The 19,249-nt window shown below is 73.3% G+C and carries 18 protein-coding genes; 10 read left to right on the top strand and 8 right to left on the bottom strand.

The window, feature by feature from the left end:
* Positions 1-57 precede the first annotated feature (57 nt).
* Positions 58-1,449 carry a glycine--tRNA ligase gene (locus C1N80_RS10485; RefSeq protein ID WP_137770713.1) on the bottom strand — a complete coding sequence of 464 codons (1,392 nt, stop codon included), beginning with the start codon at positions 1,447-1,449 and terminating at the stop codon, positions 58-60.
* A gap of 137 nt (positions 1,450-1,586) precedes the next feature.
* Between C1N80_RS10485 and C1N80_RS10480 the strand changes: the two genes are divergently transcribed.
* From C1N80_RS10480 to C1N80_RS10460, 5 genes are read left to right on the top strand one after another with little or no spacing between them, the layout of a single operon-like run.
* Positions 1,587-2,543: a metal ABC transporter substrate-binding protein gene (locus C1N80_RS10480; RefSeq protein ID WP_168198084.1), complete on the top strand. Its 957-nt coding sequence runs from the start codon at positions 1,587-1,589 to the stop codon at positions 2,541-2,543.
* Positions 2,540-3,316, top strand: coding sequence for a metal ABC transporter ATP-binding protein (locus C1N80_RS10475; protein ID WP_137770711.1), 777 nt, complete (start codon positions 2,540-2,542; stop codon positions 3,314-3,316). The genes C1N80_RS10480 and C1N80_RS10475 overlap by 4 nt, the downstream gene beginning before the upstream one ends.
* Entirely contained in the window at positions 3,313-4,197 is an 885-nt protein-coding gene (locus C1N80_RS10470; protein WP_137770710.1) for a metal ABC transporter permease, read from the top strand. The genes C1N80_RS10475 and C1N80_RS10470 overlap by 4 nt, the downstream gene beginning before the upstream one ends.
* A gap of 56 nt (positions 4,198-4,253) precedes the next feature.
* A complete protein-coding gene (locus tag C1N80_RS10465) occupies positions 4,254-4,661 on the top strand; it encodes a Fur family transcriptional regulator (protein WP_137770709.1) in 408 nt (135 codons plus the stop codon).
* Positions 4,661-5,197, top strand: coding sequence for a DedA family protein (locus C1N80_RS10460; RefSeq protein ID WP_240811304.1), 537 nt, complete (start codon positions 4,661-4,663; stop codon positions 5,195-5,197). The genes C1N80_RS10465 and C1N80_RS10460 overlap by 1 nt, the downstream gene beginning before the upstream one ends.
* On the opposite strand, the gene C1N80_RS10455 is transcribed toward C1N80_RS10460, so the two are convergent.
* Positions 5,100-5,924, bottom strand: a complete 825-nt coding sequence (locus C1N80_RS10455; protein ID WP_137770707.1) for an isoprenyl transferase — start codon at positions 5,922-5,924, stop codon at positions 5,100-5,102. The genes C1N80_RS10460 and C1N80_RS10455 overlap by 98 nt on opposite strands.
* A gap of 198 nt (positions 5,925-6,122) precedes the next feature.
* Between C1N80_RS10455 and C1N80_RS10450 the strand changes: the two genes are divergently transcribed.
* The 3 genes from C1N80_RS10450 (at position 6,123) to C1N80_RS10440 (ending at position 10,194) form a co-directional block, all read left to right on the top strand.
* On the top strand, positions 6,123-7,433 hold the full coding sequence (locus C1N80_RS10450) for an acyl-CoA dehydrogenase family protein (RefSeq protein WP_137770706.1): 1,311 nt from the start codon (positions 6,123-6,125) through the stop codon (positions 7,431-7,433).
* On the top strand, positions 7,430-8,758 hold the full coding sequence (locus tag C1N80_RS10445; RefSeq protein WP_137770705.1) for an MFS transporter: 1,329 nt from the start codon (positions 7,430-7,432) through the stop codon (positions 8,756-8,758). Before C1N80_RS10450 ends, C1N80_RS10445 begins: the two co-directional genes overlap by 4 nt.
* Positions 8,759-8,820: 62 nt before the next feature.
* Positions 8,821-10,194 carry an LLM class flavin-dependent oxidoreductase gene (locus C1N80_RS10440; protein ID WP_137770704.1) on the top strand — a complete coding sequence of 458 codons (1,374 nt, stop codon included), beginning with the start codon at positions 8,821-8,823 and terminating at the stop codon, positions 10,192-10,194.
* 60 nt (positions 10,195-10,254) lie between these two features.
* Here C1N80_RS10440 and recO read toward each other — a convergent pair whose 3' ends face one another.
* Complete coding sequence (gene recO, locus C1N80_RS10435) at positions 10,255-10,986, bottom strand: DNA repair protein RecO (RefSeq protein WP_137770703.1); 732 nt, start codon at positions 10,984-10,986, stop codon at positions 10,255-10,257.
* A 53-nt stretch (positions 10,987-11,039) separates the two neighbouring features.
* The gene (locus C1N80_RS10430) at positions 11,040-11,804 is read right to left on the bottom strand and encodes a trans-aconitate 2-methyltransferase (RefSeq protein ID WP_137770702.1); all 765 of its coding nucleotides are present in this window, start codon (positions 11,802-11,804) and stop codon (positions 11,040-11,042) included.
* Positions 11,805-11,980: 176 nt separating this feature from the next.
* Between C1N80_RS10430 and C1N80_RS10425 the strand changes: the two genes are divergently transcribed.
* On the top strand, positions 11,981-12,718 hold the full coding sequence (locus C1N80_RS10425) for an EcsC family protein (RefSeq protein WP_137770701.1): 738 nt from the start codon (positions 11,981-11,983) through the stop codon (positions 12,716-12,718).
* A gap of 88 nt (positions 12,719-12,806) precedes the next feature.
* Here the strand turns inward: C1N80_RS10425 and C1N80_RS10420 are convergent, their stop codons facing one another.
* Positions 12,807-13,733: a LysR family transcriptional regulator gene (locus C1N80_RS10420; protein WP_137770700.1), complete on the bottom strand. Its 927-nt coding sequence runs from the start codon at positions 13,731-13,733 to the stop codon at positions 12,807-12,809.
* Positions 13,734-13,825: 92 nt separating this feature from the next.
* Here C1N80_RS10420 and C1N80_RS10415 point away from each other — a divergent pair, with 92 nt between their 5' ends.
* Positions 13,826-14,860 (top strand): DMT family transporter, encoded by a 1,035-nt coding sequence (locus tag C1N80_RS10415; protein WP_240811097.1) that lies wholly within the window; start codon positions 13,826-13,828, stop codon positions 14,858-14,860.
* 72 nt (positions 14,861-14,932) lie between these two features.
* Here the strand turns inward: C1N80_RS10415 and leuA are convergent, their stop codons facing one another.
* The 3 genes from leuA to C1N80_RS10400 all read right to left on the bottom strand — a co-directional run bounded on the left by leuA (position 14,933) and on the right by C1N80_RS10400 (position 19,245).
* Positions 14,933-16,642, bottom strand: coding sequence for a 2-isopropylmalate synthase (gene leuA, locus C1N80_RS10410; protein WP_240811303.1), 1,710 nt, complete (start codon positions 16,640-16,642; stop codon positions 14,933-14,935).
* A gap of 331 nt (positions 16,643-16,973) precedes the next feature.
* Entirely contained in the window at positions 16,974-17,933 is a 960-nt protein-coding gene (gene era, locus C1N80_RS10405; RefSeq protein ID WP_137770697.1) for a GTPase Era, read from the bottom strand.
* Complete coding sequence (locus tag C1N80_RS10400; protein WP_137770696.1) at positions 17,923-19,245, bottom strand: hemolysin family protein; 1,323 nt, start codon at positions 19,243-19,245, stop codon at positions 17,923-17,925. Before C1N80_RS10400 ends, era begins: the two co-directional genes overlap by 11 nt.
* Between the last annotated feature and the right edge of the window lie 4 nt (positions 19,246-19,249).

Below are 19,249 nucleotides of genomic sequence, written 5' to 3'. Positions count from 1 at the left end.
CGGACGGGCGAGGCCCCCGCCCCGCTGCTGCGGGACGGGGGCCTCGGGCCGCGCGGCTCAGGCGCCGAGCAGTCGCGCCGCGAGGTAGGACTCGACCTGGTCGAGGGCGACGCGCTCCTGCGCCATGGTGTCGCGCTCGCGGATCGTCACCGCCTGGTCGGTCGCGGTGTCGAAGTCGACGGTGATGCAGAACGGGGTCCCGATCTCGTCCTGGCGGCGGTAGCGGCGACCGATCGCCTGGGAGACGTCCATGTCGACGTTCCAGTGCTTGCGGAGCTTCGTGGCGAGCTCCTCGGCGCGGGGCACGAGGTCCTCGCTCTTGGACAGCGGCAGCACCGCGGCCTTGACGGGCGCGAGGCGCGGGTCGAGCTTGAGCACGGTGCGCACGTCGACGCCGCCCTTGGTGTTGGGCGCCTCGTCCTCGGCGTAGGCGTCCACGAGGAAGGCCATCATCGCGCGGGTGAGGCCGAAGCTGGGCTCGATGACGTACGGCGTGTAGCGCTCGTTCGCGGCCTGGTCGAAGTACTGCATCTTCGTGCCCGAGCCCTCGGTGTGGCTCGAGAGGTCGAAGTCGGTGCGGTTGGCGATGCCCATGAGCTCGCCCCACTCGCTGCCGGAGAAGCCGAAGCGGTACTCGAGGTCGATCGTGCCGGCGCTGTAGTGCGCGCGCTCGTCCTCGGGGACGTCGAAGCGGCGGAGGTTCTCCTCCTTGATGCCGAGGTCGATGTACCAGTCCCAGCAGGCCTCGACCCACTCCTTGAAGTGCTGGTCGGCCTCCGCCGGCGGCGTGAAGAACTCGATCTCCATCTGCTCGAACTCGCGCGTGCGGAAGATGAAGTTGCCGGGGGTGATCTCGTTGCGGAAGGACTTGCCGACCTGGCCGATGCCGAAGGGGGGCTTCATGCGGGAGGCGGTGACCACGTTGAGGAAGTTCACGAAGATGCCCTGCGCGGTCTCGGGGCGCAGGTACGCCAGGCCGGCCTCGTTCTCGACCGCGCCGAGGTAGGTCTTCATGAGCCCGGAGAACTGCTGGGGCTCGGTGAACTCGCCGCGCACGCCGCAGTGGGGGCACGGGATCTCGGCGAGCCCGCCCTCGGGCTTGCGGCCCTTCTTCGCCTCGAACTCCTCGAGCAGGTGGTCCTCGCGGAAGCGGTTGTGGCAGCTGCGGCACTCGACGAGCGGGTCGGTGAAGGTCGCGACGTGGCCGGAGGCCTCCCACACCTTCGAGGGCAGGATGATCGAGGAGTCCAGGCCCACCATGTCGCCGCGGGACTGCACGAAGGTGCGCCACCACTGCTTCTTGATGTTCTCCTTGAGCTCCACGCCCAGGGGGCCGTAGTCCCATGCGGAGCGCGTACCGCCGTAGATCTCACCGGCCGGGAACACGAAGCCGCGCTTCTTGGCGAGTGCGATGACGTTGTCCAGCGTGCTGGCGGGGGCCTTGGCCACGGGGGTGCTCCTGGTGACGGGTGGGACGGACGGTGTCCCAGCATAGCCAGCCCCGCGGCTGTGACGGTGCCCACGAATGCCGCATCTCACCGCGATGCCGCTTGCCGTCGGCCGCACTGCTCGTGAGAATGATTGTCATGTCGTTCGCACCCAGCCGCCGCCACCTCCTCGCCCTCCTCGGCGCCGCCTCCGGCTCCGCGGTCCTCGCCGCCTGCGGGGAGGGCGGATCCGGCTCCGGCGGGAAGCCCACCGTGGTCGCCGCCTGCTACCCCATGGAGTACCTCGCGACCCGCGTGGCCGGTGACCACATCGACATGATCCAGCTCGCGACGCCGGGCGCCGACGCCCACGGCCTCGAGCTCTCCGTCAAGCAGACCCTCGAGATCCGGAAGGCCGCCCTGGTGCTCCAGATCCCGGGCCTCACCACCGCCCTCGACGACGCGATCGCGAGCGAGGGCACCGACAACGTGCTCGACGTCTCGAGCGTCGTCACCCTGCTCGCGAGCTCCGGCGAGGACGAGCACGAGCACGAGCACGAGGACGGGACGTCCGACGAGGGCGGCGAGGAGCACGACCTCGCCGGCGACGACCCCCACCTGTGGCACGACCCGCAGCGCATGGCGGACATCGGCGACGCGATCGCGAAGCGCCTCGGTGAGCAGCTGCCGGACGTCGCCGAGGAGCTCACCGCCAACGCGGCGACCCTCCGCTCGGACCTCGAGGCCCTCGACACCGAGCTCGAGGAGGACTTCTCCTCGGTGAGCGGGAACCGCACCTTCATCACGAGCCACACCGCCTTCGCCTACCTCGCGGACCGCTACGACCTCCACCAGGTCGGGATCAGCGGCGTGGACCCCGAGACCGAGCCGTCCCCCCAGCGTCTCCTCCAGCTCGAGCAGGTCGTGAAGGACGAGGAGGTCACGACGATCTTCTTCGAGACCACGGCCTCCCCCAAGGTCGCCCAGACGCTCGCGGAGAACGTCGGCGTCACCGCCGCCGAGCTCGACAACCTCGAGACCCAGCTCTCCGAGGACCAGGACTACCCTGCGGTCATGCGCAGCAACGCGAAGGCCCTGATGGCGAGCTGGTCATGAGCCGCCCCTCTTCCGATCCCGTGCTCGAGGCGCGCGACCTCCGCGTGAGCCTCGGCGGCACCCCCGTGCTCGACGGCGTGGACCTCCGGATCGCGCCGGGCGAGATGGTCGCCCTGCTCGGCGCGAACGGCTCCGGCAAGTCCACCCTGCTGCGGGCGCTGCTGGGCCTGCTGCCCCTCGAGAGCGGCGAGGTGGCCCTGCTCGGCTCCCCCGCCCGTCGCCGCGCCGGGCACTCGCGCCTGGGCTACGTGCCCCAGGACAGCTCGAGCGGCGGCTCGATCCCCGCCACCGCCCGCGAGGCCGTCGCCGCCGGGCTGCTGGGACCGCGCACCTGGACCGTGCGCCGCAGCGACCGCCGCGTGCAGGAGGCGCTCGAGGCCGTGGGCCTCGGCGACCTCGCCGGCCGCCCCGTCACCCGCATGTCCGGCGGTCAGCGGCGCCGTGTGATGATCGCGCGCGCCCTCGTGCGCCGCCCCGAGCTGCTCGTGCTCGACGAGCCCTTCGCCGGCATCGACCTGCCCACCCAGGAGCTCATCGCCGGCCTGTTCCGGGACCTCTCCGCGAGCGGCACCACGATCCTCGTCGTCCTCCACGAGACCGGCGCGCTCGCCGAGCACCTCAGCCGCGCCGTCGTCCTCGACCACGGCCGCATCGTGCACGACGGCCCCGTCGCGGCCCTGCCCGCGCAGTCCCACGGCGACGACCACGACGACCACAGCGGCCCCGCGGGGCACATCGACGACTGCCTCGGACAGGAGATCCACCCCGCATGATCTCGCCCCTCGACCTCCTCACCTCCGACGTCCTGCGCTACCCGCTGATCATCGCCGTGCTCATCGGTCTCACCGCGCCCGTCGTGGGCACCTTCCTCGTCCAGAAGAAGCTCTCCCTGCTCGGCGACGGGCTGGGCCACGTGGCCCTCACGGGCGTGGCCGTCGGCTGGCTCGTGGGCGCCTGGCTCGCCGCGAGCCCCGCGGACCTCCTCGCGATCCCCGGCGCGCTCGTCGCCTCGATGATCGGCGCGATCGCGATCGAGTACGTCCGCGAGATCGGGCACACGAGCAGGGACGTCGCCCTCGCGATCCTCTTCTACGGCGGCATCGCCGGCGGCGTCGTCATCATCAAGCTCGCGGGCGGCACCTCCCAGTCGCTCATGGGCTACCTCTTCGGCTCCCTCTCGACCGTGACCGGGCCCGACGTCGTCATCGCGGTGGTGCTGGCGGTCGTGGTGCTCGGGATCGGCCTCGGCCTGAACGGGCTGCTCGCCGCCGTCACGAGCGACGAGGAGTTCGCGCGCGCCTCGGGCCTGCCCGTGCGCGCCGTCAACGTGCTCATCGCGATGATGGCCGCGCTCACCGTCACCCTCTCCATGCGGATCGTGGGCGCGCTCATGGTCTCCGCGCTCATGATCGTCCCCGTCGCCGCCGCCCAGACCCTCGTGGTGGGCTTCGCGCGGACCATGCGCACGGCCATGGTCATCGCGGTCGTGTGCGCCGTGGCGGGGCTCGTCATCACCGCGAGCGTGGACCTCCCGCCCGGCGGCGTCATCGTCCTCCTCACGATCGGCGTCTACGTGCTCGGCCTCGTCGTCAAGGCGGTGCGACCCACGCCCTCGCGGCGCCCCGCGGCCGAGCCGTCACGGGCCCGGGCATGACGCGGCACGGGTCACCCGGGATGGAGGTCCCGACCCCCATGAGGGAGAATCGGGGCATGCAACGGAACACCCGCCAGCGCTCCGCGATCCTCGAGGCGCTCTCCCGGCAGGACGACTTCCGCAGCGCCCAGCAGATCCACGAGCAGATGCGGGCCGACGGCGAGACCGTCGGCCTCGCGACCGTCTACCGCAACCTCCAGGCGCTCGCCCAGTCCGACCGCCTCGACGTGCTCGTGGGCGACGACGGCGAGACCCGCTACCGCCAGTGCGAGGCGACCGGCCACCACCACCACCTCGTCTGCCGCGAGTGCGGGCGGACCGTCGAGTTCCTCGCCCCCGAGCTCGAGGCCGCCATGTCCCGCATCGCGCGCGAGCAGGGCTACACCGACCTCGACCACACCCTCGAGGTGTTCGGCCTGTGCACCGGGTGCGAGGCCGCCCGGGCGGAGGCCACCGCGCGATGATGGAGTGGGTGCGGTCGCTGCCCCTGCTGCCGGCGGTCGGCGTGCTCTACGTCGTCATCCTCTGCCGCGCCGGGGCCACCTACGCGATCGCCCGCGGCACCCGCTCCGTCGCCGATCGCGGCCGGGTCGCGGAGCTGCTCGCCTCCCCGCGCGTGCGCCGCGCCACCGGGATCGTCAACTCCTGGGGCGCGCCGGTCGTCGCGCTGAGCTTCCTCACCGTGGGCTTCCAGACCGCCGCCAACGCCGCCGCGGGCCTCACCGGGATGCCGCTGCGCCGGTACCTGCCGGCGCTCGCGATCGGCGGCCTCGCCTGGGCGGTCGTCTACGCGACGATCGGGCTCGTGGCCCTCGCCGCCTGGTTCGAGCTGTTCCTCCGCTCGCCCTGGGCGGCCGTCGCGGTGCTCGCGCTGATCGTCGTGCTGGTCGTCGTGGTCGTGCTCAGCCGTCGGTCCCGGGCGCATCGTCGCGCTCAGGATCCGACCCCGGCAGATCCACGGCCCCGCCGTAGCGACGATCCCTCCGCGCGTATTCCGTGATCGCGCGCCACAGCACCACGCGGTCCACGTCGGGCCACAGCTCCGGCACGAAGACCAGCTCCGCGTAGGCGGCCTGCCACAGCAGGAAGTTCGAGGTCCGCTGCTCCCCGCTTGTGCGGAGGAACAGGTCGACGTCGGGCATCGTCGGATCGGTGAGGTGCCGGGCGAAGCTCTTCTCGGTGATGCCGCGGCCGCGCAGCCGCCCGGCGCGCGCCTGCTCCGCGATCTCCCGCACCGCGTCGACGATCTCGGCGCGGCCCCCGTAGTTCACGCACATGTAGAGGGTCATGCGGGTGTTGCGACGGGTGAGCTCCTCGGCCTCCTTCAGCTCGGAGATCACCGATCCCCACAGCCGCTGCTCCCGACCGATCCACACGATCCGCACGCCCCAGCTGTTCAGCGTGTCGCGCTGGCGACGCAGCACGGAGCGCGAGAAGCCCATGAGGAAGCGCACCTCGTCCGGGGAGCGCTTCCAGTTCTCGGTGGAGAAGGCGTACGCGGAGAGGTGCGTGACGCCGATCTGGAGGGCGCCCGCGACCACGTCCAGCAGCGCCGCCTCCCCCGCCTCGTGGCCGGCCGTGCGCGGCAGGCCCCGACGGTTCGCCCAGCGGCCGTTGCCGTCCATGACCACCGCGACGTGCCCCGGCACCAGCTCGGGCGGCAGCTGCGGGGCGCGGGCGCCGCTCGGGTGCTCGAAGGGCTCGGCGTACGGGGCGTCGGCGGGCATGGGAGGGCCTCCGGGGCAGGACGGGGACGGACTCGCTGATCGTATCCGCGAACATGACGGCGGATGACACGGCGCTTGGGGGCGGGACTCCCCCGCCCGTAGCGTGCCGCGGGGCCGTGCCTCGTGATCAGCTCCCCGCTGCGCCGCCGGCCCCCGCCGCGCACCGCGGCTCCTGTGTCACCGCTCGAAAGGCCCCCCATGCCCCGCACCCTCACCGCCCCTCCCGCGCTGGGCACCGACCTCGCCGCGCTGCGCGCGCACTTCGCCCCGCTCCTGGAGCGCATCCGGGCCGGCGCCGTGGACCGGGAGATCGGCCGGGTCCTCCCCCACGAGGAGATCCGCGCACTCGACGAGGCGGGCTTCGGCACGCTGCGCGTCCCCGCGGAGCACGGCGGTCCCGGCGTGAGCATCGCGACCTTCACCGCGCTGCTCGTGGACCTCGCCGCCGCGGACTCCAACGTGGCCCACCAGTACCGCAGCCACGCGGGCTTCCTCGAGTCGCTGCGCTTCCAGCCCGCCGCCGTGCAGGAGCACTGGTACCCGCGGGTCCTCGCCGGCGCGACCGTCGGCAACGCGTCCACCGAGCGCGGCGGCAACCGTCTCGGCACCCTGAGCACGACCCTCACCGCGGGGGCCGACGGCACGACGCGGCTGAACGGCACGAAGTACTACTCCACCGGCACGATCTTCGCGGACTACACGCGGGTCTCCGCGGCACTCGAAGGGCAGGACGGGCGGCGCTTCGCCGTCGTCGCGACCGACGCACCGGGCGCGCGGATCGAGGACGACTGGGACGGCTTCGGCCAGAAGCTCACCGGCACCGGCACGACCGTCCTCGAGGACGTCGAGGTGGAGGACCTGGCCGTGCTCGAGCGCGAGCCGCGCGGCCTCGAGGCGACCCATGAGGCCGCCTTCTTCCAGCATGTGCTCCTCGCGGTGCTCGCCGGCATCGCCCGAGCGGCGCGCGACGACGCCGCCGCCCTCGTCGCCTCCCGGGCGCGCACCTTCAACACCGGCAGCGGGGTGCCCTTCCGCGAGGACCCGCTCATCCTCGAGGCCGTCGGCCGGATCGCCGCGAAGGCGCACAGCGCCGAGGCGATCGTCGAGCGCACCGCGCGCGCCCTCGACGCGGGCATCGCGGCCGCCACCGATCCCGCCTCCGGGGACCCCGCCACCGGGGAGAGCGGGCTGCGCGGCGTGGACCGGGCGGAGCTCGAGGTGGAGCAGGCGCAGATCAGCGTCCCCGAGCTCGCCCTCGGCGCCGCCCAGGACCTCTTGCTCACCGTCGGCGCCTCCGCGACCTCCCGCACGAAGGCCTACGACCGGCACTGGCGCAACGCCCAGACCGTCGCGACCCACAACCCGATCGCCTTCCGCGCCCGGGCGATCGGCGACCACCTCGTCAACGGCACGGTCCCCGAGGGGCTCAACGCGATCGGCGACGCCACCTCCGGATCCGCCGCGTCCGCCACCGCGGTGGCCGGCCAGGGGCAAGGGGCCCGCGCATGACCGCCGCCCTCGAGCAGGCGCCGCCCGCGCCGGAGCTCGCGAGCCCGCGCGAGCAGCGCCGGGTGCTCGCCTCTGCCTTCGCGGGCACCACGATCGAGTGGTACGACTTCTACCTCTACGGCACCGCGAGCGCCCTGATCTTCACGACCCAGTTCTTCCCGAGCAGCAGCCCGCTCGCGAGCACGGTCGCCTCCTTCGCCTCCCTCGCGATCGGCTTCCTCATGCGGCCGCTCGGCGGGATCGTCGCCGGTCACCTCGGCGACCGGATCGGGCGGAAGTCGCTGCTCGTGGGCTCCCTGCTGCTCATGGGCACCGGCTCCCTGCTCATCGGCCTGCTGCCGACCTTCCAGGCGATCGGCCCGTGGGCCGCCGTCGCGCTCGTCGCCCTGCGCATGGTGCAGGGCCTCGCGGCGGGTGCCGAATGGGGCGGCTCCGCGCTGCTCTCCGTCGAGCACGCCCCGCCCGCCCGGCGCGGCCTGTTCGGCTCCTTCACGCAGGTGGGCTCATCCGCGGGCATGCTGCTCGCGACCGGCGCCTTCGTGATCGTGCGGGCGGCGACCACCGAGGAGCAGTTCGCCGCCTACGGATGGCGGCTCCCCTTCCTCGCCTCCGCGGTGCTCGTGGGCCTCGCCCTGTGGATCCGCCTCGGGGTGAAGGACGCGCCGGAGTTCACGGCCGTGCAGGAGGAGGGCCGCACCTCCCGCGCCCCCGTGCTCGAGGTCCTCCGGCACCACCGGCACCCGCTGCTCATCACGATCGCCCAGCGCGTCGCGCAGAACAGCATCTACTTCCTCATCACGGTGTACCTGCTGAGCTACCTCTCCACCGCCCGCGGCGACGACGAGGCGGGCGTGACCGCCGTGATGATCGCCTCGGCGGTCGGCATCGTGACGACCCCGCTGTGGGGGCTGCTCTCGGACAAGGTGGGCCGGCGCCCCGTCGCCGTCTTCGGCTACGTCGCGATCGGCGGCTTCGTCTGGGTGCTGTTCCTCTTCCTGGACTCCGGACCGCTCTCGCTGCTGCCGCTCGTGATCATCGCCGGCATGAACGTGGCCCACGACGCGGTCTACGGCCCGCAGGCGGCCTGGTTCGCCGAGCAGTTCCCGGTCGAGGTGCGCTACTCGGGCGTGAACATGGGCTACCAGCTGGGATCGGTGATCGGCGGCGGCATCATGCCGATGGTCGCCGCGCTGCTCTTCGCCGCCGGCGGGGACACGCCCTGGCTCATCTGCGCCTACGTCACCGCGATCTCGGTGCTCTCGCTCACCGCCTCGCTGCTCGCGAAGGACCCGCTCGGCAGCGCGCTGCGCGCCGCCCGCCGCTGACCTCCCCTCACCCGGCGGCCGGGCCCCGCGCCCGGTCGCCCCTCCCTCCGAGAAGGAGACCCATGACCTCGCGCCCGATCCTCCTGAACGCCTTCGACATGCTCACCCCGGTGCACCAGTCCCCCGGCCTGTGGCGCCACCCCGAGTCGCGCAGCGGCGACTTCCAGCGCCTCGGCCACTGGACGGAGCTCGCCCGCACCCTCGAGGAGGGCGGCTTCGCCTCGCTGTTCCTCGCCGACATCGTGGGCGTCTACGACGTCTACGGCGGCGGGGCCGACGCGACCTCCCGCGGCGGCGTCCAGTTCCCGCTGCTGGACCCGCTCGTGGCGGTGCCGGCGATGGCGGCCGTGACCGAGCACCTCGGCTTCGGCGTCACCGCCTCCGTCTCCTACGAGGAGCCGTACCTGCTGGCCCGCACCCTCAGCACCCTGGACCACTTCACCGACGGCCGCGTCGCCTGGAACATCGTCACGAGCTACCAGGACTCCGCCGCCCGCAACCTGGGGCGCAGCGCGCAGATCCCCCACGACGAGCGCTACGACCGCGCGGACGAGTACCTCGAGGTCATGTACGAGCTCTTCGAGGGCTCCTTCGCCCCGGACGCCCTCCGCCTGGACCCCGAGGCCGACGTCGTCGTGGATCCGGCGAAGGTGCGGGACGTGGAGCACCACGGCCGCTACTTCGACGTGCCCGGCCGCGCGCTCTCCGCCCCCGGTCCCCAGCGCACACCCTTCCTCTTCCAGGCCGGCGCGTCCTCGCGGGGCCTGCGCTTCGCCCAGGAGCACGCGGAGGCGATCTTCTTCTCAGGCCCCACCCCGGGCCATGTGCGGCGCTGGGTCGACGCGGTGCGCGACGGCCTGGAGAGCGCCGGCCGCGGCCGTGACGCCGCCCGGATCTTCTCCCTCGCCACCGTCGTCGTCGACGAGACCGACGAGGCGGCGCAGGAGCGCCTGGACGGCTACCGGCAGTACGTGGACACCGAGTCCGCGCTCGCGCTGTTCGGCGGCTGGACCGGCGTGGACCTCGCGGGTGCCCGACCCGAGGACCCGATCGAGCACGTGCGCACCGAGGCGAACCAGTCCGCGCTCGCCTCCTTCACGACCCTCTCCCCGGACCGCACCTGGACCGTGGGCGACCTCGCGGAGTTCGTCGCGATCGGCGGCCGCGGCCCCGTGATCGTCGGCTCGCCGCAGACGGTCGCCGACGAGCTCGAGCGCTGGATCGAGGAAGCGGGGGTCGACGGCTTCAACATCTCCGCCGCCGTGCGGCCCGCGGATCTCGAGCGCTTCGCGCGCTTCGTGACCCCGGAGCTGCGCCGGCGCGGACTGCTGCCCGAGGCGGGCGATGCCCCGGTCACCCTGCGGGAGCGGATCGGCGGGGCCGGGCCTCACCTGCCCGCGACGCATCCGGGCGCCCGGCACCGCTGGGACGGCTGAGCGCGGGACGGCCTGCTCGGAGGATCCGGGCGGGCCGCCGTCCGCGGAGCGCGGGCCTGCTCAGCGCTCGACGTAGCTGAGCGAGCGCACGGAGCGCTCGAGGTGCCAGGTGATCGTGTCCGCGATGATCCGCCCTGCCTCGTGCACGACGGACTCCTCGGCGGTGACGGCGTTCTCCCAGTCGCCCGCGAGCAGGAAGATCATGTGCTCGACGGCGGCCTGGCGCACGGCCCGTGCGCCGGGCTTCCGGCAGGCGGTGCACACGAGCCCGCCCACGCGGATGTCGAGGGCGTGGTGGGGACCGTGGGCGCCGCAGGAGGCGCAGACGCTCAGCTCCGGCGCCCAGCCGGAGAGGGCGAGGGTGCGCAGCAGGAACGAGTCGAGCACGAGCGGCGGTGGGATGCGGCCCGCGGCCATGGTGCGCAGGGCGCCCACGAGCAGCAGGAACCCGCGCTGGGAGGGGTCGACGACCTCGTCGGTCAGCCGGTCCGTGGTCTCGAGCATCGCGCTCGCAGCGGTGAAGCGCGCGTAGTCCGCGCTGATCGGACCGGCGAAGGCCTCGATCGTCACGACCTGGTTGACGGTGTGCAGGCCGCGGCCCGCGTGGAGCTGGACGTCGACGAGGGTGAAGGGCTCGAGGCGGGCGCCGAAGCGGCTCGCGGTGCGGCGCACGCCCTTGGCGACGGCGCGCACCTTCCCGTGGGTGCGGGTGAGCAGCGTGATGATGCGATCGGCCTCGCCCAGCGGGTGGGTGCGCAGGACGATCGCATGGTCACGGTAGAGCTTCTGCATGGTCCCTCGAATCTACCGCCGCACGGGGACGCACGGCGGCAGGCGGGCCGGGCTCAGGGCCTCCGCGCGACGGCGAACACACGCCGGAAGGGCAGGACGACGTCGGTGCCGGTCTCCGGGTAGGCCTCCCGCAGCCGCGCGCCGAGCTCGGCCTCGAAGCGGGCGCGCAGGTCCTCGGGAAGGGCGAGCAGGGTGGGCCGGGCGCCGGTGCCCTTGACCCACTCGAGCACCGGGTCCTCGCCGTGGAGGAGGTGGAGGTAGGTGGTCTCCCACGCGTCGACCTCGCAGCCCAGCTCCTGCAGGGCACGCAGGTAGACCGCGGGGTCGTGGGAGGCGGGGTGGTCCACCCCGGCCGTGTGCGCGGCGAAGGGCTCCTGGGCGGCGAGCTCGCGGCGCAGGGTGTGGCTGGGCTCCTCGAAGTTCCCCGGCACCTGGAGGACCAGCCATCCGCCGGGGGCGAGATGGTCGATCAGCCGGGGCAGCAGCGCGAGGTGGTCCGGCACCCACTGCAGGGAGGCGTTCGCGACGATCACGTCCACGGGTGAGTCGGGTCGCCAGCTGCGCAGGTCGGCGTGCTGGACCCCGATGCCCTCGATCGCGCTCGCGCGCTCGATCATCTCGGCGCTCGAGTCGACGGCGGTGACCTGTGCCTCGGGCCAGCGCTCGTGGAGCAGGGCGGTGAGCGTGCCGGGCCCGGCGCCGAGGTCGACCACGGTGCGCGGCGCCTCGGCGCGGATCCTCGCGGTGAGCTCGAGGAAGGGGCGGGCGCGCTCGTCCGCATAGGCGAGGTAGGTGTCGGGGTCCCAGCGCATGGCCATCGGTGTCCTCTCCGTCGGGCCGGGGGTCCGACCCACATTTATCTTGACGTCAAGATATCACCGGAGGGCGCTCCGTCGACCGGAAGGTCCGCCGACGAGGCGACGTCGGCCCCGAGTCACGGCATGATGAGGGCGGGCGGCGTCGTCGCCCCGCGAGCACCGACCGAGGAGGGGCCATGGGGATCAGGCAGATCCTGCGCCAGGACGAGAACGCCCGCAGCACCACCCGCGCGGCGATGAAGGCCGCCCGCCGCGACCGCGGCCGCGGCGACGAGGAGCACATCCATGCCGAGCGCGGCGCCCTCGCCCGCACCGTCGAGACGATCCGGGACATCGGGCTGGACGGCCGCCTCACCTACTCCTCCGCCGCGGCCGTCGCCGAGCGCGCGCGCCGGGGCCGCGGCCGGCACCACCCCGAGGTCGCGATCCGGCGCCTCGTGCGCAGCCACCGGCGCGGCGTGACCGTGGGCGGCTTCCTCACGGGGCTCGGCGGCTTCATCACCCTCCCGGTCCTGCTGCCCACCAACGTGCTCGAGTTCTACGTGCAGGCGACCCGCATGGTCGGGGCGATCGCCGTGGTGAGAGGGTACGACCTCGACGACGAAGAGATCCGCACCCGCGTGCTCGCGAGCCTCGTGGGCGAGGACTCCCAGGACCTGCTCAAGGGCCTCGGCCTCGGCCCGGTGGCGGGCGCGGCCGCGCGCGTCGCGACCCAGCGCATGCAGCGCACCCCGCAGTCCGACGTCGCCGCCGCGATCGCGAGCCGCGCGCTCTCCCGCTTCGGCATGCGCTCGGTGCGGCTGTTCGGCAAGGCGATCCCCGGGCTCGGCGCCGTCATCGGCGCGTTCTCCGACCGTCGGCAGCTCTCCCGCATCCTCGCCGCGGCGCTCGCGCAGTTCCCGGACCGGGGCTGAGGCGCGACGGGCGACGCGGGCATCGGACCACGGCGCCGATCTGCACGCGAGGCTGCATGAGGGCGACGTCCTCCCCTCCGGGAAGCGCTCAGCCGCCGATCCGGTCCAGACCGGCGAGGTCGCGCGGGGCGGCGCCGGCCTCGAGCAGCGCGGCCCGGAAGGCCAGCAGCGCGGGGTGGCCCGCCGCTCCGGCCCGGGCGGCCGTGTAGAGCGAGCGCTGGGGGTCACCCGGCAGCCGCACCGGACGGGTCCCGCCGAGGTGCTCGGAGGCGATGATGCCAGGGACGAAGGCCACGGCGTGGCCGGAGCGCACGAGGTGCACCTGCAGCAACGGGTCCGGGGTGTCGAAGCGGATCCTCGGCTCGATGCCGGCGGAGCGCAGGTAGGTGCGCTCCCAGTCGCCGGTGCGGGTGTCCTCCGGGTCCAGCGCCCACGGCGCCTCCGCGAGGTCCGCGAGGGTCGCCGGGGCGGACCACGTTCCGGTGCTCGGAAGCACGAGCAGCAGCGGGTCGTCCAGCAGCCCCTCACGGTCGGTGCCGCGCCGCACGACGCGACGCCCGCCCGGGTAGTCCTCCCCGAGGATCACCTCGAAGCGGTGGGCGAGCAGCCCCTCGTAGGCCTCGTCCACCTCGCGCTGGGCGAGCTCGATCCGGAGGTCCGGATGGCTCTGCTCGAGGATGCTCACCGTCGCGGGGGCCAGGGCGATCATCGGCGTCTGGAAGGAGGCGACGCGCAGCACCCCGCTCGCCTCGCCCTGGGCGAGGGCGAGCTCGGCCTCGGCGGACTCGATGAGCCCGAGCATCTCCTCGGCGCGGCGTGCGAGCTGCATGCCGGCGTCCGTGAGGATGACGCGCCGTCCCGCCTGCTCGAACAGGGTGACCCTGGTCTCCCGCTCCAGGTGGGAGAGCTGCTGGGAGACCGCGGAGGGCGAGAGCGAATGCGTCGCCGCGACCGCGGACATGGTCTCCAGCCTGCGCAGTTCGTGCAGCAGGAACAGTCGGTGCAGGTTCAGCACGGCAGGCCCTCTCGTCCATGAAGCATCGCTTCACGGTACACGTCGGGAACATGCGCTGGACCGAAAGGGAGACGGGGCCTCAGAGTGGACCCGTGACGACCTCCTCCCCCGCTCCCACCACCGCCCTCGGGACGACCCGCGGCGGCTCCGGCATGCCCTTGACGCCGGTGCTGTTCATCCTCGGCTCCTGCACCTCCCTCCAGTTCGGCGCCGCGCTCGCGACCCGGCTCTTCCCGGAGCTCGGCTCCTGGGGCACGACCGCCCTGCGCCTCGGCATCGCCGCCGTGGTGCTGCTCGTGATCGTGCGCCCGAAGCTGCACCGCTTCACCCGGGAGCAGTGGATCGCCGTGCTCCTGTTCGGCGGGGCGATCGGCGGGATGAACGGCGCCTTCTACGTCTCGATCGCGCGCATCCCGCTCGGCACCGCCGTCGCGATCGAGTTCCTCGGGCCGCTCGCGGTCTCCGCCGTGCTCTCCACGCGGCGCACCGACCTGCTCTGGGTCGTGCTCGCGCTGGGCGGCGTGAGCCTGTTCGGCCTCGAGTCCGCCACCGGCGACACCGCCCTGAACGGGATCGGTGTGCTCTTCGCCCTGATCGCCGCCGTGTTCTGGGGCCTGTACGTGCTCGCGAGCGCACGGGTGGGTCGGCTCGTCCCGGGCCAGGACGGCCTCGCCGTCGCGATGGCCGTCGGCGCGCTCGTGGTGCTGCCCCTCGGGGCGCCCGGGGCGGTCGCGGGCCTCACGGACCTGCACCTGCTCACGCTCGGCATCGGCACCGCCCTGCTCGCCTCGGTGCTGCCCTACACGCTCGAGCTCGCGGCGCTGCGCCGTCTCCCCCGCCACGTGTTCGGGATCCTGCTGAGCCTCGAGCCCGTCATCGCCCTGATCGCCGGGGTCCTGCTGATCGGCCAGGGCGCGACACCTCTGCGCATCGCCGCGGCGCTGCTCGTGGTCGGGGCGAGCGTGGGCATCACGCTCACCGCGCGCGGCGCGGCCCCGGACCAGCCGCAGCCGGCCGACGAGCAGCCCGGCTGGGAGCTCCCCACCCCCACCCACGCGACCCTCACCGGGGAGATGCCCGTGGTGCTCCCGGACGCGGAGCTCGCGGAGGACGCCGAGCGGCGCTGAGCAGCAGGACGGCCGCCCGGCCGGCGGCGGAGGGGACTCCGTGCCGGCCGGGCGGCCGTCCGCTCACCGGGCTCAGACGCGGGCGCGGTGCTCGCGGTTCAGCGCGGAGACGATCGCCTCGAGGGAGGCGCGGGTGATCGAGCCGTCGATGCCGACGCCCCAGAAGATCCGGTCGCCGATCTCGCACTCGATGTAGGACGCGGCGAGCGAATCGTCGCCCTCGGTGAGCGCGTGCTCGGCGTAGTCGAGGATCCGCACCGGGATGTGACGCTCCGCGAGCGCCTTCGTGAAGGCGTCGAGCGGGCCGTTGCCGATCCCGGTGATCTCGTGCTCCTCGCCGTCCACGAGCAGGGTCACGGTGAGGCGGTCCTCGCCGTCCCCCGTGGACTCCTGCTGCACGCCGCGGAAGCCGAAGCGGCCCCAGCGACGGTCCGGATCCGTGGCCGGCAGGTACTCGTCGGTGAACGCGTCCCAGAGCGCCTCGGAGGAGACCTCGCCGCCCTCGGAGTCGGTGCGCTGCTGCACGATCCCGGAGAACTCGATCTGCAGGCGGCGCGGCAGGTCCAGCCCGTGCTCGGTGCGCAGCAGATAGGCCATGCCGCCCTTGCCGGACTGCGAGTTCACGCGGATCACGGCCTCGTAGGAGCGGCCCAGGTCCTTGGGGTCCACGGGCAGGTACGGGACCCGCCACTCGGACTCCTCGAGGGTGCGGCCCGCCGCGTCGGCGTCCGCCTCCATGCGGTCCAGGCCCTTCTTGATCGCGTCCTGGTGGGAGCCGGAGAACGCCGTGAACACGAGGTCGCCGCCGTAGGGGCTGCGCTCGGGCACGGGCATCTGGTTGCAGTGCTCGACGGTGCGTCGCACCTCGTCGAGGTGCGAGAAGTCGATCTGCGGGTCGATGCCCTGGCTGAACAGGTTCAGGCCCAGGGTCACGAGGTCCACGTTGCCGGTGCGCTCACCGTTGCCGAACAGGCAGCCCTCGATGCGGTCCGCGCCCGCGAGATAGCCGAGCTCCGCCGCCGCGACGCCGGTGCCGCGGTCGTTGTGCGGGTGCAGGGACAGCACGATCGAGTCCCGGCGGTCCAGGTGGCGGTGCATCCACTCGATCGAGTCGGCGTAGACGTTCGGGGTCGCCATCTCGACGGTCGCCGGGAGGTTGATGATCATCTTGTCCTCGGGCGTGGGCTTCACGACCTCGATGACCGCGTTGCACACGCGCACGGCGTACTCGAGCTCGGTGCCCGTGTAGGACTCCGGGGAGTACTCGTAGGTGATCTCGGTGTCCGGGATCGTCTCCTCGTACTTCTTGCACAGCAGGGCGCCCTGCACCGCGATGTCGAGGATGCCGTCCTCGTCGGCACGGAAGACGACGTCCCGCTGCACGATCGAGGTCGAGTTGTACAGGTGCACCACGGCGCGGCGCGCCCCCGCGAGCGCCTGGTAGGTGCGCTCGATGAGGTGCTCGCGGGACTGGGTGAGCACCTGGATGGAGACGTCCTCCGGGATGCGGTCCTCCTCGATGAGGGTGCGCACGAAGTCGAAGTCGGTCTGGCTCGCGGAGGGGAAGCCGACCTCGATCTCCTTGTAGCCCATCTGCACGAGCAGCTCGAACATCCGCAGCTTGCGCTGGGCGTTCATGGGATCGATGAGGGCCTGGTTGCCGTCGCGCAGGTCCACGGCGCACCAGCGGGGCGCGCGCGTGATGCGGCGGGAGGGCCAGGTGCGGTCCGGGAGGTCCACGGCGATCTGCTCGTGGAACGGCCGGTAGCGGTGCACGGGCATGCCGGAGGGCTGCTGGGGGGCGTCGCCGCGGGGGCCGACGACGGGGACCGAGGGGTCCAGGGTCGCGGGCACGTCGGCGACGACGGGGGCGGTGGTGGAGCTGGGGGTGGTCATCGATGATCCTTCACGAGACGGGGAGCCGAACGCCGGGGCACGACATCAGCCACGGCGGGGTTCCGGCCGTCAGGCCCCGTCGCGGCGGAGAAGCAGGAGCATCGATCCACGCACGCGGTCACCGTAGCACCGCCGCCGCGGTGCCCCGCCCGCGGTCGCGATGCGAGACGGCGCGAGCCCGGGCGGACCGCCGGCGCGGCGTGGATCGCACCGCGGATCAGAAGCCGAGCCGGCCGAGCTGCTTGGGGTCGCGCTGCCACTCCTTGGCGACCTTGACCCGCAGGTCGAGGTGCACCTTGCGGCCCAGCAGGCGGTTGATCTCCCCGCGGGCCGTCGAGCCGACCTCCTTGAGCCGCGATCCGCCGCGCCCGATGATGATGCCCTTCTGGCTGTCGCGCTCGACGAAGAGGCTCGCCCGCACCACGAGCCGCCCCTCCCCCGGGGCGACCTCGGCGAAGGGGTCGTCGGGGTCGGTCTCCACGACCTCCTCGACGACGACGGCGATCGAGTGCGGGAGCTCGTCGCGCACGCCCTCGAGCGCCGCCTCGCGGATCAGCTCGGAGATGCGGTCGTCGCGGGACTCCTCGGTGAGCTGGTCGTCGGGGTAGAGCTGCGGTCCCTCCGGGAGCAGCCCGGCGATCACCTGCAGCAGCAGGTCCACCTGCTCGCCGGTGACGGCGCTGATCGGGACGATCTCGTCGACGTCGAGCAGGGAGTCCACGGCGAGCAGGTGCTCGGCGAGCTGGTCGCGGGTCACGAGGTCCGTCTTCGTGACGACGGCGACGACCTTCGGCCCGCGCCGGCCCGAGCGCATCTCGGCGAGGTCCTCCGCGATGAAGCGGTCGCCGGGACCGATCCTCTGGTCGGCGGGGAGGCAGAAGCCCACGACGTCCACCTCGCCGAGCGTCTCGCGGACGAGGTCGTTCAGCCGCTCGCCGAGGAGCGTGCGGGGACGGTGCACCCCGGGGGTGTCCACGAGGATGATCTGCGCATCCTCGCGCGTGACGATGCCGCGGATCGCGCGGCGCGTGGTCTGCGGCTTCGAGGAGGTGATCGCGACCTTCTCGCCCACGAGCGCGTTCGTGAGCGTCGATTTGCCGACGTTCGGCCGGCCGACGAGGGCGACGAAGCCCGCGCGGTGCTCGGCGGGATCGGAGGCGGGGGTCTCAGCGGTCATCGGGATCCTCCGGAGGGGACGGGTGGTGGTCGTCGCCGGGGCGCGGGGCCCGCGAGACGAGAAGGGTGGAGAGGCGCTTGCGGCGCCCGGAGGTGGCCTCCGCCTCGAGCCGCAGGCCGTGGGCCTCGCCCGAGGAGCCGACGATCGGGACCTGGCCGAGGACCTTGCCGAGCAGGCCGCCGACGCTGTCGACGTCCTCGTCGTCGATGTCGAGGCCGAAGATCTCGCCGACCTCGCCGACGCCGGCGCGGGCCGGGACCCGGAACGTGCCGGGCTCGACCTCCTCGATCTCGGGCTCGACGCGGTCGTGCTCGTCGGCGATCTCGCCCACGATCTCCTCGACGATATCCTCGATCGTGACGATCCCGGAGACTCCGCCGTACTCGTCGACGACGATCGAGATGTGCACGCGGCTCGCCTGCATCTGCCGCAGGACCTCGTCCGCGGGGACGAACTCGGGCACGAAGCGGGCCGGTCGCATGATCTCGGAGACGGGCCGGCCGGGCCGGGGGTCGCGCGGCGCGTGGATCGTGCGCATGACGTCCTTGACGTAGAGCATGCCGCGCAGGTCGTCGACGTCGTCCCCCACGACGGGGACGCGGGAGAAGCCGGAGCGCACGAACAGCCGCATGGCGGCCTCCGCCGTGCCGTCCGCCGGGACGGTGACCATGTCCGTGCGCGGCACCATGAGCTCACGCACCATGGTCCCGCCGAGCTCGAAGACGCCGTGGATCATCGAGCGCTCGTCGGAGCGGAGGTGCTCGTTCTCGAGCGCGCGGTCCACACCGCGGCGGGCCGCGGCGGCGGCCTCGTACGGGTCCTCGGCGACGCCCGGGGTCACGGTCGCCCCGATCCGCAGCAGCGCCCCGGCGACCGGCCAGAGCAGCACGCGGGCGGCGGCGGTCGCGTGACGGGTCGAGACGATGACCCGGGCGGAGCGGCGACGGCCCACGGTGCGGCCCGCGACGGACGCGGCGCAGAACAGCACGAGCGCGCTGCCGAGCACCCCGATGATCAGCGGGAGCACCCAGCCCTCGAGCACGAGTACGAGCGCCGCGGTCGCCGCGCCCGTCGCGAGCGTCTCGCCGAGCACGGTGCCGATGCCCACCGAGGCGAGGGTGCGCCCGGCGTCCTCGTACTGCCGCCGCACCTGCGCCGCGGCCTCGTCGGGCTGCTCCTCGAGGACGCCGGTGACGTCCTGCCGGGTGACGGAGCGGTGCGCGGAGTCCGCGGCGGCGAGCACCGCGGCGACGACGGCGCCGAGGACCGCCAGGGCGGCGAGGGCGAGCGGGGTGAGGAGGTCCGCGGTCATGGGG

The organism is Brachybacterium sp. SGAir0954, assembly GCF_005490785.1.
Lineage (GTDB): Bacteria > Actinomycetota > Actinomycetes > Actinomycetales > Dermabacteraceae > Brachybacterium > Brachybacterium rhamnosum.
The sequence above is the reverse complement of the archived record's forward strand: the minus strand, read 5'-3'. Positions and strand labels throughout refer to the sequence as shown.

Excerpts from the sequence above, each read along its gene's own strand:
- C1N80_RS10475 (WP_137770711.1), top strand. The coding sequence starts at position 2,540 with ATGAGCCGCCCCTCTTCCGATCCCGTGCTCGAGGCGCGCGACCTCCGC.
- C1N80_RS10430 (WP_137770702.1), bottom strand. The coding sequence starts at position 11,804 with ATGGCCATGCGCTGGGACCCCGACACCTACCTCGCCTATGCGGACGAG.
- leuA (WP_240811303.1), bottom strand. The coding sequence starts at position 16,642 with ATGCCCGTGCACCGCTACCGGCCGTTCCACGAGCAGATCGCCGTGGAC.
- era (WP_137770697.1), bottom strand. The coding sequence starts at position 17,933 with ATGACCGCTGAGACCCCCGCCTCCGATCCCGCCGAGCACCGCGCGGGC.
- C1N80_RS10445 (WP_137770705.1), top strand. The coding sequence starts at position 7,430 with ATGACCGCCGCCCTCGAGCAGGCGCCGCCCGCGCCGGAGCTCGCGAGC.
- C1N80_RS10450 (WP_137770706.1), top strand. The coding sequence starts at position 6,123 with ATGCCCCGCACCCTCACCGCCCCTCCCGCGCTGGGCACCGACCTCGCC.
- C1N80_RS10470 (WP_137770710.1), top strand. The coding sequence starts at position 3,313 with ATGATCTCGCCCCTCGACCTCCTCACCTCCGACGTCCTGCGCTACCCG.
- recO (WP_137770703.1), bottom strand. The coding sequence starts at position 10,986 with ATGCAGAAGCTCTACCGTGACCATGCGATCGTCCTGCGCACCCACCCG.
- C1N80_RS10440 (WP_137770704.1), top strand. The coding sequence starts at position 8,821 with ATGACCTCGCGCCCGATCCTCCTGAACGCCTTCGACATGCTCACCCCG.
- C1N80_RS10400 (WP_137770696.1), bottom strand. The coding sequence starts at position 19,245 with ATGACCGCGGACCTCCTCACCCCGCTCGCCCTCGCCGCCCTGGCGGTC.
- C1N80_RS10465 (WP_137770709.1), top strand. The coding sequence starts at position 4,254 with ATGCAACGGAACACCCGCCAGCGCTCCGCGATCCTCGAGGCGCTCTCC.
- C1N80_RS10425 (WP_137770701.1), top strand. The coding sequence starts at position 11,981 with ATGGGGATCAGGCAGATCCTGCGCCAGGACGAGAACGCCCGCAGCACC.
- C1N80_RS10480 (WP_168198084.1), top strand. The coding sequence starts at position 1,587 with ATGTCGTTCGCACCCAGCCGCCGCCACCTCCTCGCCCTCCTCGGCGCC.
- C1N80_RS10460 (WP_240811304.1), top strand. The coding sequence starts at position 4,661 with ATGGAGTGGGTGCGGTCGCTGCCCCTGCTGCCGGCGGTCGGCGTGCTC.
- C1N80_RS10455 (WP_137770707.1), bottom strand. The coding sequence starts at position 5,924 with ATGCCCGCCGACGCCCCGTACGCCGAGCCCTTCGAGCACCCGAGCGGC.